The sequence below is a fragment of the Paraburkholderia humisilvae genome, assembly GCF_902859855.1.
Lineage (GTDB): Bacteria > Pseudomonadota > Gammaproteobacteria > Burkholderiales > Burkholderiaceae > Paraburkholderia > Paraburkholderia humisilvae.
Genome location: NZ_CADIKH010000019.1, coordinates 131,223 through 152,169, shown reverse-complemented (window position 1 = coordinate 152,169; position 20,947 = coordinate 131,223). Strand labels below are relative to the sequence as shown.

The following is a 20,947-nucleotide window of genomic DNA, read 5'->3' as shown; positions in this document are numbered from 1 at the left end:
CATCGCGCACCTTGCGATTCGTTGCGCCGGCGCCTCACGCGCGGGTTGCTGGGTCCCGGTCCGGAACCTCGGTCCGCTTCGGCAACTGCGCGCAGCGCACAGTCTATTGGAAGACCGCCGCCTTTGCAGCACCGATGCCGCAGCCGCGCGCCGGCTAGTGGCGGCTCGCTTCGTCGATCAGCCACTCCTTGAACGCAATGATCGGCGGCGTCTGGGCGCTTTCTTTCCGATGCACCACATAGTAGGCAAGCTCGCAGCTTTGCGCGTCGCCGAACGGACGCACCAGGCGCCCTTCCGCCAGATCCCGCTCCACCAGCGTCGTGCGCCCCAGCGCGACGCCGAGACCCGAGATTGCGGTCTGCAGCGCCGCGGCCGAATCGTTGATCTGCAAACCGCGATCGCAGTCGACGAGTTCCGGCAACTTCGCCCACCGCAGCCACGACCGCCAGGTCGGAAATACCGGCGCGGCACGCATCGACGTATCGTGAATCAGCGGATGGAATGTCAGGTCTTGCGGCGCGCGCAGCGGATGCGCACCGGCGAGCAGCGCCGGACTGCAAACCGGAAAGTACTCGTCGCGCAACAGGAAAGTCGCATCGAGATCCGGCCAGTGCCCGGCGCCATAACGAATGCCCGCGTCGACCCGGTCCGCGGTGAAATCGACGAGCTGACCGTTCGTATCGATGCGCAGATCGTAGTAGGGTGGCGTTGCTGGAACCGTTCGACGCGCGGCAAAAACCACTTGTGAGCGAACGCGGGCGGCACGGTGACTGTGATCGTGATGCGCGCCTTGCTCGCCTTGAGCCGTTCGACCGCGGTCGACAGCAGATCGAAGCCGGCCTGCAGATCGGGGATCACGGCCCGTGCCGCATCGGTCAGCATGAGCCGCGACGGACCCGACGGGGCGCGATGAAAGAGCTCGACGTCGAGCGTCTCTTCGAGGCCGCGTATCAATTGCCCGACGGCCGCCGGGGTCACGTGCAATTCGTCGGCTGCGCCCACGTAGCTCAGGTGGCGCGCCACGGCTTCGAAGGCTCGCAGCGCATTCAGGTGTTGAGGCGCGCGCATGCGAAGAGTGGAGTCTCGTTGTGCAGAAGCGCTTCATGTTGACAGTCCGCTCAAGTCCAGTCAATCACGCCCATCGATCGCGCGCGGACGACGTGTCACGCGACGCGCGCGGCCGGCGCGCTTACTGGATGCAGATCCGGCTGAGTTCGACCGTGCGCCTGTACACGTTCTTGTTCAGCCACGGCACGAATGTGTACTCGTCGTATGCGTTGCTTCCGATGTAGATCCAGTGATGCAGAACGTTCAGCATGACAACCCCCAAACCACGCGTGCCCCGGATTTGAGGCCCGATGAACCAAGCTTAGACGTCCTTTTCGACCCCAACCATCATCGGTGAGTGTCGTCCGGTCGTTCATCGGCTTAGCGCACGCATACGCGTGTATAGGGGGGTCATGCAATGGTTGCGCGTTCCGCCGCGGCGCACCGGGAAGGAACAAGAAGGAATAAACCTGTGGGTACGCGTGTTGAACCAAGGCGAAATCACGACATCCGGCCGTGCCTCGATTCGCGCGTCTATTCCCGCATGTAACCACTAATCAGGAGGATACACACCATGTTCTGCCAACCGGCTCAGCAACGAAGCCTGAACACGGGTCGATTCACGAGGTTCGCCGTCTGTACGCGCGTTGCGGGCATCGCGCTGATCGCGGCACTGGCCGTGCCCGGCGAGAGCGCACGCGCCGCGAATCCCGCCGGCGCGCTTGCGGACTACACCGCGCTGGAGCATGCGTTGGCCGATGGCGGGAGCATCGTCAACGTGCGTCTCGATCTGAGCCGCTGTACGTCCATTGAAAGCGGCAAGCCCGGTCCGGCGTTACGCGGCGGTATGCGCATCGACGCCTGGCTGATTCCGGACGGCCGCTATATCGCGTTCATCGACGAACATCGAACGCTCGACCCGAAGAATCATCCGGTAACCGAATACGTTCGCTACCATGTGACGCCGGACAACACGGTGACCATCGACGCCGCGTTCGCCGCGCAGGGAGCCGACACCGCACAGTCGCGCGGCTCGTATCGTTGCACGATCAACCAGGGCATTCGCTTCGTTGCAACAGCAGCACACTAGCCGGCACACTAAGCGCTGCATGCAGCATGCAAGGAACGTTGCACACGCAACGAAGCGAACACAGCGCGCCCGTTATTGCCCGAAGCCTTCGAGCACGATCTTGCCCTTCGCACGATGGCTTTCGAGCAGTTGGTGCGCGCGCCGCAGATTCTCAGCGTTGATCTTGCCGAAATGCTCGCCCGTGGTGGTCTTGAGCATGCCGCTGTCGACCAGCTCGGCCACCTTGCACAGAATCTCGTGCTGCCGGATCACATCGGGCGTGTCGAAGATCGAGCGCGTGTACATCAGTTCCCAATGCAGCGATGCGCTCTTGCGCTTGAGCAGCCGCACGTCGATCATGTCCGGGTCGTCGATCAGGCCGAGCCGTCCTTGCGGCGCGAGCGCCTCGACGATCTGCGCGAAATGCTGGTCGGTATGCGTGAGCGACGCGACGTATTGCGCTTCGCGAATGCCGACGCGGGCGATCTCCGCGGCCAGTGGCTTCGTATGATCGACCACATGGTGCGCGCCCAACGCCTTCACCCACTGTTGCGTTTCCGGGCGCGACGCGGTGCCGATCACGGTCAGTCCGGTCAGCTTGCGCGCCAGCTGAACCATGATCGAGCCGACGCCGCCCGCGGCGCCGACGATCAGCAACACACCGCCGGTGGCCGCGTCGCCGAGCGTCGGCACTTGCAGCCGATCGAACAGCATTTCCCACGCGGTCACCGCTGTCAGCGGCAACGACGCAGCCGCCGCGAAGTCGATACTGTCCGGCATGCGTCCGACGATGCGCTCATCGACAGCATGCAGTTCGCTGTTGGTGCCCGGACGCATCAGCGTGCCCGCGTACCAGACGCGATCGCCCGGTTTGAATAGCGTGACCTTCGAACCGACGCTGCGCACGACGCCCGCTGCATCCCAACCGAGCACCACCGGCGCGTTGCCTTCCGCCTTGCGGCTCTTGCGCACTTTGGTGTCGACCGGATTCACCGATACCGCGCGAACCTCGACAATCAGGTCGCGTTCGCCCGATTGCGGGTCCGGCAGGTCGAGATCGATCAGCGCCTTCGCTTCGGTGATGGCGAGAGGCTCGTAATAACCCACTGCTTTCATCTGTGTTTCTCCGGAATTCAGATTGTTTTCGTCAGGCGTGCGCATGCATCGATGGCGGCAACGGGCGCACTGCTGTCACACAATGTTCACCCACACGCTGATCGCCGGCCACGGCCTGTGCCGAACGACAGCCGGTCGCCGCGTGGCACGCGCGTCAGGAATGGTACGTGACTTCGGCGAATCGAACCTGGACGTGTGCGCTTTCACGCATGCGGTGCAAAAAGCCGCGTCGCATCCTTTTTATTGCCGGGTTGCGGGTGGCTGCCGGTTCGCCGGATTCGTATCGACACGCGCAACGCCCTTGATCTCCGCGTGATCAACCAGCCGGGACAGCGCAGTCTGCAGCGAATCGGCAACGTGCCGGTCGTAGACCGCTTCGTCACCGACGTAGACGGTGAAGGTTTCCAGGTACCTCGCCTTCTTCTCGGGGTTTTCGATCGTGTCCCGCGTCCACTCGTAGAGCGGATAGTTCTCCGGCCCGACGCGCTCTGCCTCGTCGACATATTCGGCGAACGAGTCGTACAGGCACATCATCGACGCACCATACCCGTGCAGCACGTCGTGAAGCGCCGGGTGCGCCGCGCATGAAGGGTCGCCGCGCAACAGCGCCGCGAGGCGCGCGGACACCATGATTCTTAGCTGAAACTTCCAATTACCTTCCATGTTCGCGTTGCACTCCCACCCGTTCAACGACGATACCGCGATGTAAGGGAAATCATTCTATCCGACGTCTCGGATCGGCACTGCACCCAGGCGTTCACTCGATCGCATCGGGCTCGCAGGCAGCCGATCCGCAGCGAAATTCACGCCGATGCATAGGATGTCGTAGCACGGTCAGCGAGGAATAAGCCCGCCCGATGGGTGTTACATCAGCAGCGGATCGGCCTTTCGTGTTGCTGATCGACTCATTGATTGATCCATGGAGCCGGAATGAAAAATCGCTTTTCTGAACAACGCGCGATCGTGATCGGCGCGGGCGTCGGCGGCCTGGCTGCGGCAGCGGCGCTTTCCCCTTATTTCGAACAGGTGACCGTGCTCGAGCGCGACCCGTTGCCTGCCGACGCGCGTCCGAGGCCGGGTGTCGCACAAGGCCGGCATCTTCACGGGCTGCTCTCCGGCGGCTCGGCCGCGCTTTCCGAACTGTTTCCCGGCCTCGAGGCTCATCTCCTCGCGGCCGGCGCGCAAAAGTCCGATGTGGGCGCGGATGTCCGCTTCGAGATGGCCGGTACACCTGAACTGCCGCGCCGCAAGCTGGACGTCTACACGTACCTGTTGTCACGGCCACTGCTCGAAACGCAATTGCGCAAGCAGTTGCTAACGCGGCGGAACGTCGTGTTGCGCGATAAGTGCCGTGTGATCGAAATCGTTGCCGATGAGAACGATCGCGTCGCGGGCGTGCGCTTCGAAACGCTCGAAGGCAGGCACGACACGTCAAGCGCGACGCTGGTCGTCGATGCAAGCGGACGCGGCATGCCCACGCTTGCGTTCCTGAAGGCAACCGGCCGCCCGATGCCCGAGGAAACCGTGATCGGCGCGGACATTACCTACGGTTCCGCCATCTACACGTTTGCGCCCGGCGCAGAGCCGGACTGCAAATTGGTGATCTCGTTTGGGAAAGCCCCGAAGCAACGCCGCATGGGTCTGCTATCGGTACGCGAAAACGGCCTCTGGGACGTCGTGGTGGGCGGCCGTTTCGGCGACCTGCCGCCGACCGAAGAAGACGCGTTTCTCGCCTTCGCCGACGGTCTGCCGACGCGCACGATCGGCGATGCATTGCGTAGAGGCCGCCGGGAAACGCCGGTCATCCGTTACGGTTACCCCGAGAGCCGTCGACGCCACTTTACGAGCATCCCCGACTTCCCCGTCGGCTTGCTGCCGATCGGCGACGCCGCCTGCAACATCAATCCGATGTTCGGCCAGGGCATGACGGTCGCCGCGAAGGAGGCGCAGCTGCTGCACACGCTGCTCGCGGGCACCGACGGCGAGTCGGACTCGCTGGAAACGATCGGGCCGGAATTTCTCGACGGTATTGAAAAACTGGCGAATACGCCGTGGCGGACAGCCGCGTCGATCGACCTCGCGTACCCGGAAACGACTGGCATCCGGCCACCCGACATGCAACAGAGTGCCGAGTATCAGGCGGCCATCATGCAGCTTGCGGTGCAGGACGCCGACCTTCACCGGCTGATGGTCGAAGTCCGGCATCTGCTGAAGCCCGGCAATCTGCTGTATACGCAGGAACTCCAGCAACGGGTACAGGCGTTGCAACAGCAGGCCACTTCTTCCTAGTCGGTCGCCGTCCATAGCCGATTGTGCGCAAGCGGCGCAAATCGGCCTTCCTGCGGCCGCCATGCGTTGCGCATGGCGGCGCCGCCCCCCCCCCCGGGCCGCTTCGTCACTGGCCCCACGCCGCAATCAGTCGCCCCACCGTCCTTTCCGCCAGCGCTTCCACCGGCGCCGAATGCCCTTCTCTGAAAAAAGTGGGAATAAAGAAAGGATTCGCCTTGTTTGTCACTACGTAGCACGCAGCCCAATGCTCGCGAGTGAATACGGGAATAAATTCAGACGATACGGTGTTTTGCTTCTCGTAACGCCTGACGCTTGCACCGCGACGCGGCCGGACCAGTGGGAATAAAACGCGAACAGCCAATGTTCGCATCAACGAGACGGAACATTCTTTTCACTCTATTTAGGAATTCGAAATGAACGCGAAAATGCTTATCGGCCTTTCCTTGATCGCCTTCACATCGTTTGGCATCGTCAATAGCGCATCGGCCGGGGAAAAGACGCGCGCTGAAGTGCGTCAGGAACTGATCCAGGCGGAGAACAACGGTTCGCGCTTCGTCACCGACGCGTCGTATCCGGACGTCAGCCCGATCTACGCGCAACAGGTCGCTCGCATGCAACAACAGAACGATAGCGGCGTCGGCGCCGGCATGGCGGGCACAAGCCAGACGGGCCATCACACCGCGATCAACCCGGCGAGTTGCGTCGGCCCGGTCAGCTTCTGCAACCCGTACGTCGGCGGCTAATCCGGTCGTCGACTGAAGCCAGCGCCGCGCAATAGCGACTCACTCAACTTATTGGGAATGCCATCATGAAAACGATCGCCACTCTTCTGGTCACCGCGGCCGCACTGACGGCTCCGGTTTTGGGCTTCGCACAAAGCGCGGACCAGGGTCTCACTCGCGCGCAAGTGCGCGCCGAACTGGTTCAACTTGAACAGGCGGGCTACAACCCGTTGACCGCCGCCGACGCGCGCTATCCTCAAGACATTCAGGTTGCCGAAGCCAATGTCGCGGCGACCGGGGACACCACGAGTCCCGCCAACACGGCCGCCGCTACGCAAACGGACAACGCCGTCGGCGGCATGTCCGAATCTGGCAAATCGGATTCCGGCAAGCACGTGCCGTACTCGAAGCCTTCGCAAACGTGCGTAGGCCCGGTCAGCTATTGCAATATCTTCTTTGGCAGCTAACCAGTCTGACCGCACCCTGCAGCCGCCGCCGCACGTGATGCCTGCACGCCGGAACGGGTGCAGGCATTGTCGTTTCCGCAAGACCTCGGAAGGGCCTGTCTGACTGTGCGTAGGAAGAAGCGCTGCTGCAATCCGGCCTAACCAATGGGCCTTTCCAGTACCAATGTGGCCTCGAGCCCACCGTCCGCGCGATTCTTCAACTCGAGCGTCGCGTTCATTGCCAGCGCAAGCTGCTTCGCGATCGCGAGACCCAGCCCGTTGCCGCCGATGCGCGGCTGGCCTTCCGCTTCAAGCCGGAAGAACGGCTGGAATACCGTCTCGAGCTGGTCCGGCGGAATACCGGGGCCGCGATCAAGCACGCTGATCGTAATCTGCATGGTGTTTGACACATCCGCCTTCAACTCCCCGGCACCGGAAAACTTGACCGCGTTATCGAGCAGATTGGCAAGAATGCGGCGCAACGCAACCGGACGCGTGACGATCGGCGCGCCGATCGAACCGGACAGCGTCACCTTCGCGCCGGCATCGGCGTAGTCGGACACGAGGCTTTCGAGCAGTGCATCCGGATCGACACGGCGCGGCGCCTCCGCCGCGCCATGCAGCGCCCGTCCGTATGCCACACCTTCCCGCACCAGCGTTTCCATTTCGGTCAGGTCCTGCTGGAATTTGCTCCGCTCGGCTTCGTCGTCGAGCAGGTCGGTGCGAATGCGCATCCGTGTGATCGGCGTTTGCAGGTCGTGCGAGATCGCGGCGAGAATCTGGATGCGTTCCTTCATGTACTGGCCAATACGGCCCTGCATCGCGTTGAACGCTTTTGCCGCGCGCGCCACTTCGGCAGGCCCGGTTTCCGGAAGCCGGGTCGTGGTCATGTCGGGGCCGAGCGTGTCAGCCGCCATTGCGAGCTGGTTAAGCGGCCGCGTCGCCAGCCTCACGGCGAGCCACGCGCATAGCGCGATCACCACGAGTTCGATGACCAGCACCACCAGCAGCCAGTACGACAGCGGAATTCGCGCGACGGGACGGATATCGATCGTGAGCGGCGAGCCGTCGCTCAATCGCAAGTGCGCCTGCAGATGCTCCCGCGTATCGGGCACCGCATTCACCGAAACCGGAAAGCGCGTGCCGATGCTGCGTTCGATCGCCGCGGCGATCTGCTCGGAAAGCTTCGCATCGGGTGGCGCGCCGCCGACGCCGGGACCGAGCAGAAAACTGTAATTGCGGCGCATCAGCCGTGGCAGCCACTCGGGCCGCTCGGCGGCCGGCACCCGGTCGAGCAGCGCGACCGCGGTCGCGACGTCACGTTCGAGGTTGCTTATCATGAACGCGGTCTGCGCGTCATTGCGCTCGGACATCGTCGCCCAGAACGCAAGAAACTGCGCGACGGCAAGGCCCGCGAAAAAGATCAGGGTCAAGCGCACGAATAGCGTGCGCGGACCTCTGAACCAAGCCGATACGTTCACGAGTTGCCTTCCTGTGGCGTCACCGCAGCCGAAAACACATAGCCTTCGTTGCGCAGGGTCTTGATGTAGCGCGGGTCTTTGGCCTCGTCCTTGAGGCGCTGCCGCAGCCGGCTCACAAGCAGGTCGATCGACCGGTCGAATGGCTCGGTCTGCCGCCCTTGTGTCAGCGTCAATAGCTGGTCGCGCGTGAGCACGCGCTGAGGGTGATCGGTGAATACACGCAGCAGCCGGTACTCCGCGCCGCTCAGCGCGACCATCGTGCCCTCGCTGTCCAGTAGATGGCGGCCGATCGTATCGAGCTTCCATTCCCCGAACAGCAGAAACTGCGGCGATTCCGCACGCTCGAAGCCATGCGGCGCCATACGCGAGCGGCGCAAAATCGCGCGAATGCGCGCGAGCAGCTCGCGAACCGCGAACGGCTTGACGAGGTAGTCGTCCGCGCCGACCTCGAGACCCACCACGCGGTCCGTTTCATCGCCGAGCGCCGTCAGCATCAGGATCGGAATCGTGCGCCACTGTCCGGCCCGCAGATCCCGACACAGCGCCAGCCCGTTTTCTCCGGGCAGCGTCACGTCCAGCACGATGATGTCCGGCCGCTCGTTAGCCAGCACAGCCCACATCTCGCGACCGCCGGACGCCTTGGACACCCTTGCGCCGTTCTTTTGCAGGTAGGTGCCGATCAGCTCACGAATTTCCCGGTCGTCGTCGACAATCAGCACGTGCTCGACTTTCTCCATTTAGCCGCCCCTGTCCGGTTGCGCGGCTTCACCCGCATCTCGGAGTACGCGCACGCGCAACTCAATGGGCGTACCAGCTCGGCCGCCGCCAGGCTGAAGATCAGGCACAGCGATGCGAAGAGACGGTTCATACGTCACCGGCAGGGTTAATGCCGGCACCGTCGTTGACGGTCGCGTCAAGGGCATAAGGATCTACTCCATGCAAACAGCCGATATTGGCGCGCCATAGACCCCAGTCCTTCCGCGTCTGATGAAACGGATAAACGCCGCAGTGCCAGCAGAAAAAATGCCTGGCCTCACGCGTGTTGAACGGGTAGACGGCGAGGTCGTCGCTGCCGCTGATTATACGGAGGTTGGCCTGCGCAAAGGTCGGTGTCATCAGCGCGCCCCGGCGCCGGCGCAGGCTGCAGTTGCGACGCAGCGCGGGCGTGATCGCGGAATCGATCTCGAATCTGACCTTGCGGCAGTGGCACGATCCCGTATAGGTGGTCGTTGTCATTTCGTACTCCATCGGTTGAGCCGAAGCGTCGCATGCCGGCTATGCCGCATGATGTCGCAACGTTGCCAATGTGTATCCCACTGTACATTCGCGGCAAGACTCGCGGCGACGGCCCGCTCTCACGCGATTCGTCTCGCAAACTGGCAGTGGCTAAGGCGTGTCGACCACACGCCTACCCCGCGCTCCCGTCCCCCTGAAAAATACCTTACGACAATCATTTATTGAATAAATTTCCGTCGTCATCTATTATGGACGAACGGAATACGTAGTACGCGACCCAACACGCGCACCGCTCCCATCGAGGAAACGATTATGCCGCTCGTACGCATCGACCTTGTCGAAGGTCAACCTTCCGAATACCGCAGCGCGATTGCGGACGAAGTTTACAAGGCCATGACCTCCACGTTGAACGTGCCTGAGAATGACCGCTTCATGGTGATCAGCGAGCACAAGCCCGGCGATTTCATCGCCGATCCGATCTATCTGGGCATTAGCCGCTCGCGCGCCTGCGTGATCGTGCAGATCACGCTGAATGCGGGGCGCGACGTCGACATGAAACGTGCGTTCTACAAAGCGCTGGCAGATGGATTACATGCCCGCATCGGCCTGCGTCGCGAAGACGTGTTTATCAACCTCGTCGAAGTTGCGAAGGAAAACTGGTCGTTCGGAAATGGCATCGCACAATATACGTAATGCAACACGCTGACGCGCAGACTGCGTTATGCTAACGGCATCCTTTCTGGAGAATGCTCATGCCGCGCGTATCCCGCGAACAAGCCGATAAAAACCGTGCCGTGATCGAGGCCGCGTCCGCGCGTCTGTTCAAGGAGCATGGGCTCAATGGCGTATCGGTGGTCGACATCATGGCGACCGCGGGCCTCACGCACGGGGGGTTCTACGGCCATTTCGAATCGAAGGACGAACTCGCCGCGATTGCCTGTGCGCAGGCATTCGAGGAATCGGTCACCCGCTGGCGTGCGCTGACCAGGGATGGCGCCGATGAACAGTCGCTTATCGATGCGCTCGCGAAGCACTATCTGAATCCTGCGCAGCGCGATCGGCCGGGCCTGTCATGCGCGGCCGCGGGGTTCGCGGTCGACGTTGGCCGCGAAGCCGCGGACAAGCCGATTCGCGGCGCCTATCTGCGCGGCATCCGCTCGATGATCGACGTGCTGATGTCTTTTTCGAGTGCGCGGCGTTCGAGAAAGGTGCGACAACGGGCAATCGCCCGGCTATCGATGCTGATCGGCGCGCTGACGCTGGCGCGCGCGGTGCGCGACGATCCACTATCCGATGAAATCCTCGCATCGGCTCGGGAAGCGCTGCACGCGGACATCGCGTAAATAGCGGCCACTCACGCGGCACACCGCGCGCTGTCGTCGGTTCATCACGAACATTCACCCCGAACCGTCAGGGCACCGGCGATTCGCGTTTCACGAAATGTTCGCGATCAGTCGCGAAGTAGATGAGCGCAACGAGCGGAAAGGCGAGACCGACGAGTGAGGTCAGCCGCCACCCACCCTGCGCGTACGACCATCCGCCCAATGCGGAACCGATCGCGCTACCCGCAAAGAACGTCGTCATATAGATGCCATTGACGCGCGATCTGAACTGCGCGCCAAGCGCGAAAATGGCGCGCTGACCGAGCGACACATTCGACGCCACACCGAAATCGAGCACAATGCCCGCCACGACCAGCAACGTGAGCGACAGCGGCGCGCCCGGCTGCACCACCCGTGCCAGCAGGAATGCGGCGAACACAGCCAGCATCGCGACGGCGGTAGTGGGGCGCGTCCAGCCGCGATCCGCCAGGCTGCCCGACACCGTGGCGGCGATCGCGCCCGAGACCCCAACCAGCGCAAACAGCGCAATGCCGCCTTGTGACATTCCGAACGCCGGTCCGGCGAGCAGCAGCGGCGTCGTTGTCCAGAAGAGACTGAACGCCGCAGCAAGGCAGCCGGTATAGATCGATCGGCGCCGCACGACGGGTTGCGTGAGCAGCAGATGCCGCATTGAAGCAAGCAGCTCGACATAGCGCAGCTTCGACAGCGGCTCGCGCTTCGGAAGTGCGAACGCAAGCAACACCATCAATGCGACAGTCAGCGCGGCCGACAAATAGAAAATCGTATGCCACGACGACGATATCTGAGTAACGAAACTCGACGCGGGTCGTGCCAGCATGATGCCGAGCACCACGCCGCTCGTCACGTTGCCCACTACGCGCCCGCGAATCCGCTCCGGCGCGAGATGCGCCGCGTACGGTACGAGAACGTGAATCGCAACGCTGCCCAGCCCGATCAGACACGCGGCAATCAGAAACTGCGCACCGTGCTGCGACAGCGCGGCGCCGAGCAGTCCTAGCGTGACGACGCACAGTAGCGTCAGCACAAGACGCCGGCTTTCGAACAGGTCACCCAGCGGAACGACAAACAGCATGCCGGCGCCCGTGCCGATCTGCGTCATCGTGACGATCAACCCGGTCGCACCCTTCGCCACGCCAAGCGCGGCGCCGATCAATCCGGCAAGCGGCTGCGCGTAGTACACGTTGGCCGCCATCAGGCCGCAGGAAAAGGCCAGCAGCAGGATGAGCCATGGCGATACACGGTCCTTTTCGGCAGACGGCTGAGCCGCCTCGAGGGTGTCTCTCATGTGCGGATGTCCATAATAGGGATGCCGCATTTCCAAAATAGTCGGAATGCGGCAAGCGACGCGATCGATGCATTTGCACCGACAACAGAACACCCCTCGACTTGCCGCTATTCCCTGCCGGCATCGGAACAGCCCATTGCGCAAGCTCAATGGAACGCGGTATGCATGAATGCCTCGTGTGCGTGACAGGCGCGCGCTAGCTGCGCCAATCGCAGGGCGGTAGACTAGTTGATCGGCGAACGCACAACGGATGGAGGTTGAAGATGGATCACACGAAACTGACCGCGCACTTTCCGACGATCGATGTCGAACTGACCCGGCGCGACCTGCCTGAAAGGAATGGCGAGGTCGTGACGATTCATATCACCGCGACGCCTTCGTTCGACGCGGCTGCGCGATGGCTACTGCAGCCCAACGTCTTTGCATTCGCCACGCCGCTTGTGCTGTGGGCAGAGATGATGCGGGCATGGCAGCCGTGGTTGCCGGCAGCGTTCGCGCCGATGCTGTCGCTGCCGCGCCCGGAATAACGCGTACTGCCCGCCGCGCGCGGTGAGCAGCCGCACTCGCGCGCCACCTTTCTTGCCGCAAGCAAATTCGGTATCCAGCCGGAAATACCGCACACAACCCCGCACACAACAGCGCGCGGCGCGCGTCATCCTCGCCGGGCGATCCGATCAGTTCGGGTGAATCTGGACCGCGTCGACGCGGTCCGGATAGAACGCGAGGTGGCCTTTGATCATGCTCACCGCGTCATAAGGGTCTTCATAGGTCCAGACCGCATTGACCGACTGTTCGCCGCCGGCCGGAAGGCTGTAGTAGCTGCAGTCGCCTTTGTACGGGCAGTACGTTGCGTGCGCGGTCCGCTCGAACTGGGCCATGTCCGCGTCTTCGCGCGGGATATAAAGCACCTCCGGATAGGCGGCTTCGCGCAGCACGAGCGCGTTTTTCGTATCGGCGATCACTTTGCCTGCCACAACGACCACAACGTGCGACGGGCTCTTTGTTACCGTGATCGGATGATCGGGACCGGGAATCTTCACCGTTTTTTGCATGGCGACCTCATTGAAGGAACAAAGCGCAGCGCAATCGCCTGATGGCGACCAGCGGCCATCCTATACCGATCCGAAAACCAGCATACGTGTGAGGTTTTCCGGCCGCGCGTTGTCATGTTGAACGTGTATGCGAAATCGCCGATGTCCGTTTCGTCGCGAAGCGGACGCCAACGGTCAAATTGAGAAGGCTCCGGGCACAAAACAAATCATATGAATGGTGCCGGAATGCGCGACGGCCAGGCGGAGTAAGCAATCAGCAGTGCAAATTCCAAACGATTCCGGCACGACGCGCGGCAAGCTTCGTGGACGCAAAATACCAAGCCGCTTTACCATGCGTCATCCGCCGCGCGCGGACGATTGACGGCCATCAAGATCAAAGCGGGGAGTCTCACGCATGAACAACCAGGTTCTCGATCATCACATTCTCGACACTTTCGACGCGGCGCAACTGGTGCCCGGCTTCAGGCCACCGCAGCAAGGCGGCGAGCATGTCGCAGCGGCACTCGACGCTGCAACGCGCAAATCGGTGCACTGGCAAAGCAAGATCAGCGGCCCACTCACGCCAGGCTCGGAGACGCACAAGCGCGAGATGTGCCGCATGTTTCGCGAGACGTTCAACCCCTACCGGCCCGCGGTGCTGGACTGGCCGAAGCTCGAGCCGACAGCGCTGGAACGCCTGACGTCGCTGCCGATCTGGGACATCGCGGTGCAAACCGAAGGCAAGGCGCGCCTGCGCATGGCCGCCTATGCAAGCACCGTCGACGACACCGACGTGCGCGATGCGCTCGCGCTGAACGCATGGGAAGAGCACCGCCACAAGGAAGTGCTGTCGCGCATGGTGGGTGCCTACGGCATCGAACTTGCGAACGAAGCGCCGTATGCGTATCCGGATGATCCGGAATGGGCCTATCTCGTCACCGGCTATAGCGAATGCATCGACAGCTTCTTCGCCTTCGGGCTGTTCGAGGTCGCCCGGCGCTCCGGCTTTTTTCCGCCCGCGCTGGTCGACACCTTCGAACCGGTGATGCAGGAGGAATGCCGGCATATCCTGCTGTTCGCGAACTGGGTCGCCTGGCATCGCGCGAATCTGCGCTGGTGGCAGCGTATCCGTTTCGAACTGAAGGTCGCGGCGGTCTGGGTGTTTCTCGCGTGGGAGCGCGTCGGCATCGCCCGCTCGCTCGATGCGGACGGCAACGAACAGGCCGTTGATCACAACTTCACGGTAACGGGCGCACAATCGATGTCGGCGCAAGACATCAGCGTGCGCGAGCTTGCGCTGCTGTGTCTCGAAGAGAATCATCGCCGCTTCGCAGGCTACGACGAGCGTCTGCTGCGGCCGCAGACGATGCCGAGAGTCACCCGCTTCGCGTTGCGGTTCATGCGCAAGCGCCATCATGAATGAATGAGTCGTTGACACGTCGCTGAATCTCGCTCGAGAGGCCGGGCGGTCGCTTCGTCCTGAATCGGCCCCGCGGCGCTCGAACCAGTGCACGCACGTCTGGCCACACGAGGCGAACGATGCGACTACCGCGCATGGTGCGATCCGGGTCTCACGGCCAGCCAGCGCCGCGGCCGCGCAAGCGCCTCCGGCGCCGCCTTCCGGTGGCGATGGTCGGGGGCCGCGCGATGCGGAATCTCGGCCGTGTCGCCGCCGCTGCGGGACTGCTGATCGCGCTATGGCTCGTGTCGCGGGATGACCCGGATGCGGTGCTATCCCTCGTGCGCGCCTCGGCCGTCGGGCTGGTGGTGGCCGCGCTTGCGCATGTGCTGCACATGATTGCGAACGCACGCGCATGGCAGACGCTGATGCTCGGAACGCGCGGACCGCGATACCCGGTGCTGCTCGGTCTGATCTGGATTCGCGAGTCGATCAACGGCCTGTTGCCCGTAGTACGGATCGGCGGCGACCTTGCCACGTTCAGGCTGCTTCTGAAGATCGGCTTTCCGTCAGCAATGGCCGCCGCCAGCCTGATCGTCGATATGCAGCTCACCGTCATCAGCCAGCTGATATTCGCGGGGCTCAGCATCGGCTACCTGTTCGCGCATGTGCACTCGGCCACGCTGCGCGTGGTCAGCGACCTCGCGTGGGGCATCGCGGTGATTGCGCCGGCGTTCGCGATATTCGCGCTGATCCAGCATGCCAACCCCTTCGAACGGATGATGCGCGTGCTCGATCGCATCGCGAGCGGCAAGCTCGCCGAACTGGTCGGCAAATCCGCCGGCATCGACGAAACGATCAAGCACATCTGGCGTCATCGCGCGGTCATATTGCGCTACCTGCTGATCTGGCAACCGCTGCAGGCATGCGGCACCGCACTCGAGATCTGGCTTGCGCTGCATTTCTTCGGCACGCCTGTCAGCTTCGTGAAGGCGTTCGTGATCGATTCACTGGTGCAAGCGGCAAGCAGCGCCGCGTTCTTCGTGCCGGCCGCGCTCGGCGTGCAGGAAGGCGGTTTCCTGCTGATCGGCGGCATACTCGGTCTCGAACCCGCCACCTGTCTTGCACTTGCCGGCGCCCGGCGCGTGCGCGATCTGGTGATCTTCGTACCCGGCATGCTTGCATGGCAAATCGCGGAATCGCGCGTCGCGGGCACGGGCGCCGCAGCCGGCACAATCGCAGCAGGCGACCACGCAGGCGCCGATGCGGACGGCCTCAAAGACTAACGCCGACGGCGATTTCGCATCAATCCGCGCGTTCTTCCACGTTCACTTAACTATCGCCTATACTCGTTCGGCCGAGTTCGTTTTGAAGGATCTTCCTAGTTCATTGCACGCTGCCGCCGGCACGAGCCACGCGGCCCGAGTACGCACACGCGTGCGAAGCCACTCAAGCGCGACATGAAATCAGGCGCAGCCCATGCACGTGTGCGCACCCGCCGCCGTCCCGCTCGCCACCGTTCCCAGGAGACCGCTCAATGCGCGTCACGTATGCGTCTTCCGTTCGTTCCCTCGCGCGGTTCGCCGCCGCAATCGGCGTTGCTGTCCTCGCGCTGGCGCTCGCGCCCAAGGCGCATATCGTGCCGCCGGTCAGCGCAGCCGAAAGCACGCAGACCTGCCATAACGAAGCAACCGGCATCACGTTGCCGCCCGGCTTCTGCGCGACGGTCGTCGCGGACAACCTTGGCCATGTGCGGCAAATGGCGGTTGGCCCGGACGATACGCTGTATGTGAATACCTGGAGCGGCCGCTACTACAAGGTGAACACGCCGCCACCGGGCGGCTATCTCGTCGCGTTGAAAGACACCAACGGCGACGGCCATGCGGAAGTCGTCCAGCGCTTCGGCGAAGGCGTGGCCGAAGGCAGCCACGGCGGCACCGGCATCGCGTTTTACAACCACGCGATCTACGCCGAAAGCAACGATCGCATCATGCGCTACGCGCTCAAGCCCGGCGACGTCGCGCCCTCCGGCAACGGCGAAGTCGTCGTATCGGGCTTGCCGACGACCGGCGACCATCCGATGCATCCGTTCGCGATCACGCCGAAGGGCGACCTGCTCGTCGATCTTGGCTCGGCGACCAACGCATGCGAGCAGCAGAATCGCACGCCTCATTCGCCGGGCGATCAGCCTTGCGTGGAGAAGGAAACACGCGGTGGCATCTGGCGATATGACGCGAACAAGGCCGATCAGACGTTTTCGCCGGCCGAGCGCTACGTGAGCGGCATCCGCAACGGCGAAGGGATCGCGCTCGATGGCGCCGGCCGCATCTTTTCGACGCAGCACGGCCGCGATCAGCTTCACGAGGACTGGCCGGAACACTATGACGCAAAACATGGGCAGGAACTGCCGGCGGAAGAGATCGTCGAGCTGAAACAGGGCGCGGATTATGGCTGGCCCGAATGCTATTTCGATCAGATGCAAGAAAAGCTGGTGCTCGCCCCGGAATATGGCGGCGATGGCACGAAGGTGGGCCTGTGCAGCGGGCGCACCGCGCCGGTCGCGTGGTTCCCTGGCCACTGGGCGCCGAACGACATGGTGTTCTATGAAGCAACGAGCGGCGCGGCCCGGTTTCCGCATGCGTACGATGACGGCGCGTTCGTCGCATTTCACGGTTCGTGGAACCGCGCCCCCGGTCCGCAAGGCGGCTATAACGTGGTGTTCCAGCCGTTCCACCATGGCAAGGCCAGCGCCGGTCAATTCGTGGTCTTCGCAGATGGCTTCGCGGGCGCCGTGAAGGAACCCGGTCAGGCCGCATTCCGTCCGTCCGGTCTGGTGGTCGCACACGACGGCGCGCTCTTTATTTCCGACGACGTGCATGGCCGCATCTGGCGCGTCACCTATCGCGGCGGCAATCCGGATGCGCCGGTCGCGGCAGCCGCGAAGCCGCCGGGCGCGCAGTCTTCGTCGAACTCGGAGCTACCGCCTGAAGGGATCCACCCGGACGCCGGCAAAGCCGCCGCCGGCTTGCCTGTGCCGCGGGGTTCATCGGCGCAGCAGGTCGCGCTCGGCGCGCGTGTGTTCGCAGGCCAGGTCGGCGGGGCGACCTGTTCGGGCTGCCACGGCTCGGACGGCAAAGGCTCCGGCATCGGTGCGGACCTGACGGCCGGCACATGGCTGTGGAGTGACGGCAGCCTGTCCGGCATCCAGCAGACCATCACGAACGGCGTGCCGCATCCGAAGGAACACAACGGCGTGATGCCGCCGATGGGCGGCGTGCAACTGTCACAGGACGATCTGAAGGCGGTGGCGGCATATGTCTGGGCGTTGGGGCATCAGTCGCATTGATGCGGTTGATGGTCCCATGGGCAACCGCCAGCAGTGACGGCGAAGCGCGCAACCTGTCGCGCGGTTCACCACCCATCAGTCTGCGACAACGCCTTCGCCGAGCGAATCAGATCGTCGAGCATCGCGGCGCATTTGGCTGCATGGGTGTCGCGCCCGGTCATGAAGCACAGCGCCGCGACTGCGCACCCCGAGCGGTCGCGAATCGGCGCGGCCATGCAGCAGCGGAAGGTCTGCGACAGGCCTTCCGTGCAGCAGTACCCCTGCTGCGCCGCGCGCTCGACATCGCGTAGAAAATCGCCAAATTCGACGCGCGTGCCGTTGTCGAGCACGAAATCGTCATCGGGAATCAGCGCGCGGATTGCCTCCGCGCTCAAATGCGCGAGCAATAACCGCCCCGTCGCAGTCCACGGAATCGGCACCTTTACGCCGATATCGGAACTGATATTGAACGGCCGCGCACTGTTCTCAGACAACACCACCGTGTACTTGTTGCCTTCTAGCATGCAGAGTTGCGCGGTCTCGTCGTGAATCTTCACGAGCGCGAGAATCGCCTGATGGGCGCGGCTGATCAGATCGTTATGCACCGCATAGTCGGCGCCGTAGTAATGCATCTCGCGGCCGAAAAACACGCTGCCGTCCGGCCTCGTTTCGAGCCAGCCCGCATCGGTCAGAATCGTCACCAGTTCGTAGACGCTCGAGCGCGGCGCACCGCTCGACTCGATCAGCTCGCGCATCGTCAACGGACGTCGCGCGACATGCAATTGCCTGAGCAGCGTGACGACCCGATCGACACCTCGCGCGCGCGGTGACACTGGGCCGGCCGAAGCCGAATCGGATGCAGAAGCGGATGCAGAAGCGGCGGCGGAAACGGTGGCCGACGCGGCCGTGCGTGCGCCGCCCTCCCGGCGGCGGCCCGGCTTCGAGTTCAGGTTCGCGGTCAATGGTCGAGCACCCGATGCAGAAACTGGCGCGTACGCTCGTTGCCCGGATTCACGAAAATCTGCTCGGGCACGCCCTGCTCCGCAATCACGCCTTTATCCATAAACACGACGCGGTCCGCGGTCTTGCGCGCAAAGCCCATCTCGTGCGTGACGACGACCATCGTCATCCCGTCGCGCGCGAGCCCGCGCATCACCTCGGTCACTTCGCCGACCAGTTCCGGATCGAGTGCGGAGGTCGCCTCGTCGAAGAACATGATGCCGGGCTCGACGGCCAGCGCGCGCGCAATCGCGACGCGCTGCTGCTGACCACCTGACAGCTGGCTCGGATAGTGTTCCGCGCGATCGGCAAGGCCAACACGGTCGAGCGTTTCCAGCGCGCGCTTGCGTGCATCGGCCGGGCTCATCTTGCGCGCCTTGATCAGCGCAAGCGTCACGTTGCCGAGCGCACTCTTATGCGGGAACAGATTGAACTGCTGAAACACCATCCCGACGTGGCCGCGAATTTCTTTCGCGCGCCGCGCATCATGCAGTGGCACGTGGTTGACCCATACCTCACCGGCATCCGCGGTTTCGAGCCCGGCCATGATGCGCAGCACCGTGCTTTTGCCGGAGCCCGATGCACCAATCAGCACCAGCACTTCACCGGGCTGCACATCGAGGTTGATATCGCGCAGCACCTGGGTCGCACCGAACGACTTGCTGACGCCGGTCAGGTTGATCACCGGCTTGCCTGTCACGACACGGTTCATTGCAGCACGCTCCTTCTTCGATCATGACGACGCACCCACTGCGACAGCGGAAAGCACACGATGAAATACAGCACGGCGACGAGCCCGTAAATCTCGACCGGCTTGCCGATCCGGTCGACGATCGCCTGGCCGCCGTGCATCAGTTCCGACATGCCAATCATGCTGACAATCGACGTGTCCTTGATCAGCGACAGATACTGGCCGATCAACGGCGGCAAGACGATCTTGCCGGTCTGCGGCAGAACCACCGAAAAGAACGTCTGCAGCTTGCTCAAGCCCAGAATTTGCGAGACTTCCCACTGCCCTTTCGGCACCGCCTCGATGCCGGAACGGAACACTTCGGCGATATACGCCCCCTGATAGACGCTCAGGCCGACGACGCCCGCCGCGAACACATCGATCGCATAGCCGAAGTACGACACGCCGAAGTAAATGAAGAGCAGCGTGATCAGCACCGGCGAGCCGCGAAAAAGCTCGGTATAAAGCTTGGCCAGGAAGCGCGTGCCGGGCGGGCCGAACGAGCGCAGCACCGCGGCGAACAGGCCGATCAGCGTGCCGCCCGCGATCGATGCGACGGATAACAGCAACGTGGCCAGCAACCCTTGCAGCAGGATCGACAGGCTGGAAAATAGCAATGTGCTCGACATCGTCGGCCTCTTACCGGTGTGCTGTGGCGCTCAGGTGCGGTCCGCCTCGCGTGCGAAGAAAAACGGCCGGCGCGCGCGTTTCTTCAGTTCGAGCGGCGGATGAAACAGCCGCGCGCCGATCTGCGCGGCGATCCACGAAAGACCGTTGCTGAGCAGCAAATAGATGATCAGCGTAATCGTGAAGGTCTGCACATAGAGCAGCGTGCGTGAGTTGATCACGGTCGCGGTGCCGCTCAATTCCGGCAGCGCGATCGCCGATAGCAGCGACGTGCCGAGCAACAGCTGGATCAGGTTATTGACGATCGCCGGATAGACCGCGCGCGCAGCCTGGGGCAGCACTACGTCGATAAAGATCTGTGCACGCTCGAGGCCGAGAATCGTTGCCGCTTCCAGCTGCCCGCGCGGCACCGATTGAATGCCGGCACGAAACACTTCGGCGAGGTACGCACCGACATTGACACCGAGCGCGATCACGCCGGCCGTAAACGCATCGAGCGTAATGCCGAGCGTCGGCAAGCCAAAGAACACGATAAAGATCTGCAGCAGCACCGGCGTGTTGCGGATCGCCTCGATATAGATGCGCGCGAGCCAGCGCAGCGGCGCGGCGCGCGATGAACCGGCCAGCGCCGCGAGCAGGCCGAGCGCCATCGCCAGCACGAATGCGAGCAGCGTGACCCTCAGCGTTAGCCATGCCGCATGAACAAAATCGCTCAGATAACCGGCGAGGGTCATCCATTGATAGCTCATCGCTCCTCCGTGCGCAAACCGGTGCGCAAGCG

General features: G+C 63.2%; 22 protein-coding genes and 1 pseudogene. 10 read left to right on the top strand and 13 right to left on the bottom strand.

What is annotated here, in order from left to right; all coding sequences use genetic code 11:
- Nucleotides 1-154: 154 nt before the first annotated feature.
- Nucleotides 155-1,068: pseudogene (gcvA, locus tag HV796_RS21175) on the bottom strand (transcriptional regulator GcvA).
- Between the two features lie 121 nt (nucleotides 1,069-1,189).
- Nucleotides 1,190-1,318: a hypothetical protein gene (locus HV796_RS45420; protein ID WP_281369810.1), complete on the bottom strand. Its 129-nt coding sequence runs from the start codon at nucleotides 1,316-1,318 to the stop codon at nucleotides 1,190-1,192.
- A gap of 303 nt (nucleotides 1,319-1,621) precedes the next feature.
- On the opposite strand from HV796_RS45420, the gene HV796_RS21170 reads away from it, so the two are divergent.
- On the top strand, nucleotides 1,622-2,137 hold the full coding sequence (locus HV796_RS21170; RefSeq protein WP_175228460.1) for a VirK family protein: 516 nt from the start codon (nucleotides 1,622-1,624) through the stop codon (nucleotides 2,135-2,137).
- A gap of 72 nt (nucleotides 2,138-2,209) precedes the next feature.
- Here the strand turns inward: HV796_RS21170 and HV796_RS21165 are convergent, their stop codons facing one another.
- Together HV796_RS21165 and HV796_RS21160 are read right to left on the bottom strand one after the other, a co-directional pair.
- Entirely contained in the window at nucleotides 2,210-3,232 is a 1,023-nt protein-coding gene (locus HV796_RS21165; RefSeq protein ID WP_175228459.1) for a zinc-binding alcohol dehydrogenase family protein, read from the bottom strand.
- A 240-nt stretch (nucleotides 3,233-3,472) separates the two neighbouring features.
- A complete protein-coding gene (locus HV796_RS21160) occupies nucleotides 3,473-3,895 on the bottom strand; it encodes a hypothetical protein (protein WP_175228458.1) in 423 nt (140 codons plus the stop codon).
- Nucleotides 3,896-4,162: 267 nt separating this feature from the next.
- On the opposite strand from HV796_RS21160, the gene HV796_RS21155 reads away from it, so the two are divergent.
- The 3 genes from HV796_RS21155 (at nucleotide 4,163) to HV796_RS21145 (ending at nucleotide 6,710) form a co-directional block, all read left to right on the top strand.
- Nucleotides 4,163-5,521 (top strand): NAD(P)/FAD-dependent oxidoreductase, encoded by a 1,359-nt coding sequence (locus HV796_RS21155; RefSeq protein WP_175228457.1) that lies wholly within the window; start codon nucleotides 4,163-4,165, stop codon nucleotides 5,519-5,521.
- Between the two features lie 413 nt (nucleotides 5,522-5,934).
- On the top strand, nucleotides 5,935-6,264 hold the full coding sequence (locus HV796_RS21150; RefSeq protein ID WP_175228456.1) for a DUF4148 domain-containing protein: 330 nt from the start codon (nucleotides 5,935-5,937) through the stop codon (nucleotides 6,262-6,264).
- Nucleotides 6,265-6,329: 65 nt separating this feature from the next.
- Nucleotides 6,330-6,710, top strand: a complete 381-nt coding sequence (locus HV796_RS21145) for a DUF4148 domain-containing protein (RefSeq protein WP_175228455.1) — start codon at nucleotides 6,330-6,332, stop codon at nucleotides 6,708-6,710.
- A gap of 137 nt (nucleotides 6,711-6,847) precedes the next feature.
- On the opposite strand, the gene HV796_RS21140 is transcribed toward HV796_RS21145, so the two are convergent.
- From HV796_RS21140 to HV796_RS21130, 3 genes are all read right to left on the bottom strand, one after another.
- Nucleotides 6,848-8,170, bottom strand: a complete 1,323-nt coding sequence (locus HV796_RS21140; protein WP_246355963.1) for a sensor histidine kinase — start codon at nucleotides 8,168-8,170, stop codon at nucleotides 6,848-6,850.
- Nucleotides 8,167-8,907 carry a response regulator gene (locus HV796_RS21135; protein WP_175228454.1) on the bottom strand — a complete coding sequence of 247 codons (741 nt, stop codon included), beginning with the start codon at nucleotides 8,905-8,907 and terminating at the stop codon, nucleotides 8,167-8,169. Before HV796_RS21135 ends, HV796_RS21140 begins: the two co-directional genes overlap by 4 nt.
- Before the next feature lie 127 nt (nucleotides 8,908-9,034).
- Complete coding sequence (locus HV796_RS21130) at nucleotides 9,035-9,406, bottom strand: GFA family protein (RefSeq protein ID WP_175228453.1); 372 nt, start codon at nucleotides 9,404-9,406, stop codon at nucleotides 9,035-9,037.
- Between the two features lie 312 nt (nucleotides 9,407-9,718).
- Between HV796_RS21130 and HV796_RS21125 the strand changes: the two genes are divergently transcribed.
- Together HV796_RS21125 and HV796_RS21120 are read left to right on the top strand one after the other, a co-directional pair.
- A complete protein-coding gene (locus HV796_RS21125; protein WP_175228452.1) occupies nucleotides 9,719-10,099 on the top strand; it encodes a tautomerase family protein in 381 nt (126 codons plus the stop codon).
- A 59-nt stretch (nucleotides 10,100-10,158) separates the two neighbouring features.
- Complete coding sequence (locus tag HV796_RS21120; RefSeq protein WP_175228451.1) at nucleotides 10,159-10,749, top strand: TetR family transcriptional regulator; 591 nt, start codon at nucleotides 10,159-10,161, stop codon at nucleotides 10,747-10,749.
- 67 nt (nucleotides 10,750-10,816) lie between these two features.
- Here the strand turns inward: HV796_RS21120 and HV796_RS21115 are convergent, their stop codons facing one another.
- Entirely contained in the window at nucleotides 10,817-12,055 is a 1,239-nt protein-coding gene (locus tag HV796_RS21115; RefSeq protein ID WP_175228450.1) for an MFS transporter, read from the bottom strand.
- 263 nt (nucleotides 12,056-12,318) lie between these two features.
- On the opposite strand from HV796_RS21115, the gene HV796_RS21110 reads away from it, so the two are divergent.
- The gene (locus HV796_RS21110) at nucleotides 12,319-12,582 is read left to right on the top strand and encodes a hypothetical protein (RefSeq protein WP_175228449.1); all 264 of its coding nucleotides are present in this window, start codon (nucleotides 12,319-12,321) and stop codon (nucleotides 12,580-12,582) included.
- A gap of 147 nt (nucleotides 12,583-12,729) precedes the next feature.
- On the opposite strand, the gene HV796_RS21105 is transcribed toward HV796_RS21110, so the two are convergent.
- Nucleotides 12,730-13,107: a DUF427 domain-containing protein gene (locus tag HV796_RS21105; RefSeq protein WP_175228448.1), complete on the bottom strand. Its 378-nt coding sequence runs from the start codon at nucleotides 13,105-13,107 to the stop codon at nucleotides 12,730-12,732.
- A 394-nt stretch (nucleotides 13,108-13,501) separates the two neighbouring features.
- Between HV796_RS21105 and HV796_RS21100 the strand changes: the two genes are divergently transcribed.
- The 3 genes from HV796_RS21100 to HV796_RS21090 all read left to right on the top strand — a co-directional run bounded on the left by HV796_RS21100 (nucleotide 13,502) and on the right by HV796_RS21090 (nucleotide 17,831).
- The gene (locus HV796_RS21100) at nucleotides 13,502-14,509 is read left to right on the top strand and encodes a ferritin-like domain-containing protein (protein WP_175228447.1); all 1,008 of its coding nucleotides are present in this window, start codon (nucleotides 13,502-13,504) and stop codon (nucleotides 14,507-14,509) included.
- A gap of 224 nt (nucleotides 14,510-14,733) precedes the next feature.
- Nucleotides 14,734-15,771 (top strand): lysylphosphatidylglycerol synthase domain-containing protein, encoded by a 1,038-nt coding sequence (locus HV796_RS21095; RefSeq protein ID WP_175228446.1) that lies wholly within the window; start codon nucleotides 14,734-14,736, stop codon nucleotides 15,769-15,771.
- 251 nt (nucleotides 15,772-16,022) lie between these two features.
- Nucleotides 16,023-17,831, top strand: coding sequence for a c-type cytochrome (locus HV796_RS21090; RefSeq protein WP_175228445.1), 1,809 nt, complete (start codon nucleotides 16,023-16,025; stop codon nucleotides 17,829-17,831).
- 65 nt (nucleotides 17,832-17,896) lie between these two features.
- Here HV796_RS21090 and HV796_RS21085 read toward each other — a convergent pair whose 3' ends face one another.
- From HV796_RS21085 to HV796_RS21070, 4 genes are all read right to left on the bottom strand, one after another.
- Nucleotides 17,897-18,643, bottom strand: coding sequence for an IclR family transcriptional regulator (locus HV796_RS21085; protein ID WP_175228477.1), 747 nt, complete (start codon nucleotides 18,641-18,643; stop codon nucleotides 17,897-17,899).
- Nucleotides 18,644-18,768: 125 nt separating this feature from the next.
- Nucleotides 18,769-19,521, bottom strand: coding sequence for an amino acid ABC transporter ATP-binding protein (locus HV796_RS21080; protein WP_175228444.1), 753 nt, complete (start codon nucleotides 19,519-19,521; stop codon nucleotides 18,769-18,771).
- Entirely contained in the window at nucleotides 19,518-20,168 is a 651-nt protein-coding gene (locus HV796_RS21075; RefSeq protein WP_175228443.1) for an amino acid ABC transporter permease, read from the bottom strand. Before HV796_RS21075 ends, HV796_RS21080 begins: the two co-directional genes overlap by 4 nt.
- Nucleotides 20,169-20,198: 30 nt before the next feature.
- Nucleotides 20,199-20,915: an amino acid ABC transporter permease gene (locus tag HV796_RS21070; protein WP_175228442.1), complete on the bottom strand. Its 717-nt coding sequence runs from the start codon at nucleotides 20,913-20,915 to the stop codon at nucleotides 20,199-20,201.
- Nucleotides 20,916-20,947: the final 32 nt, after the last annotated feature.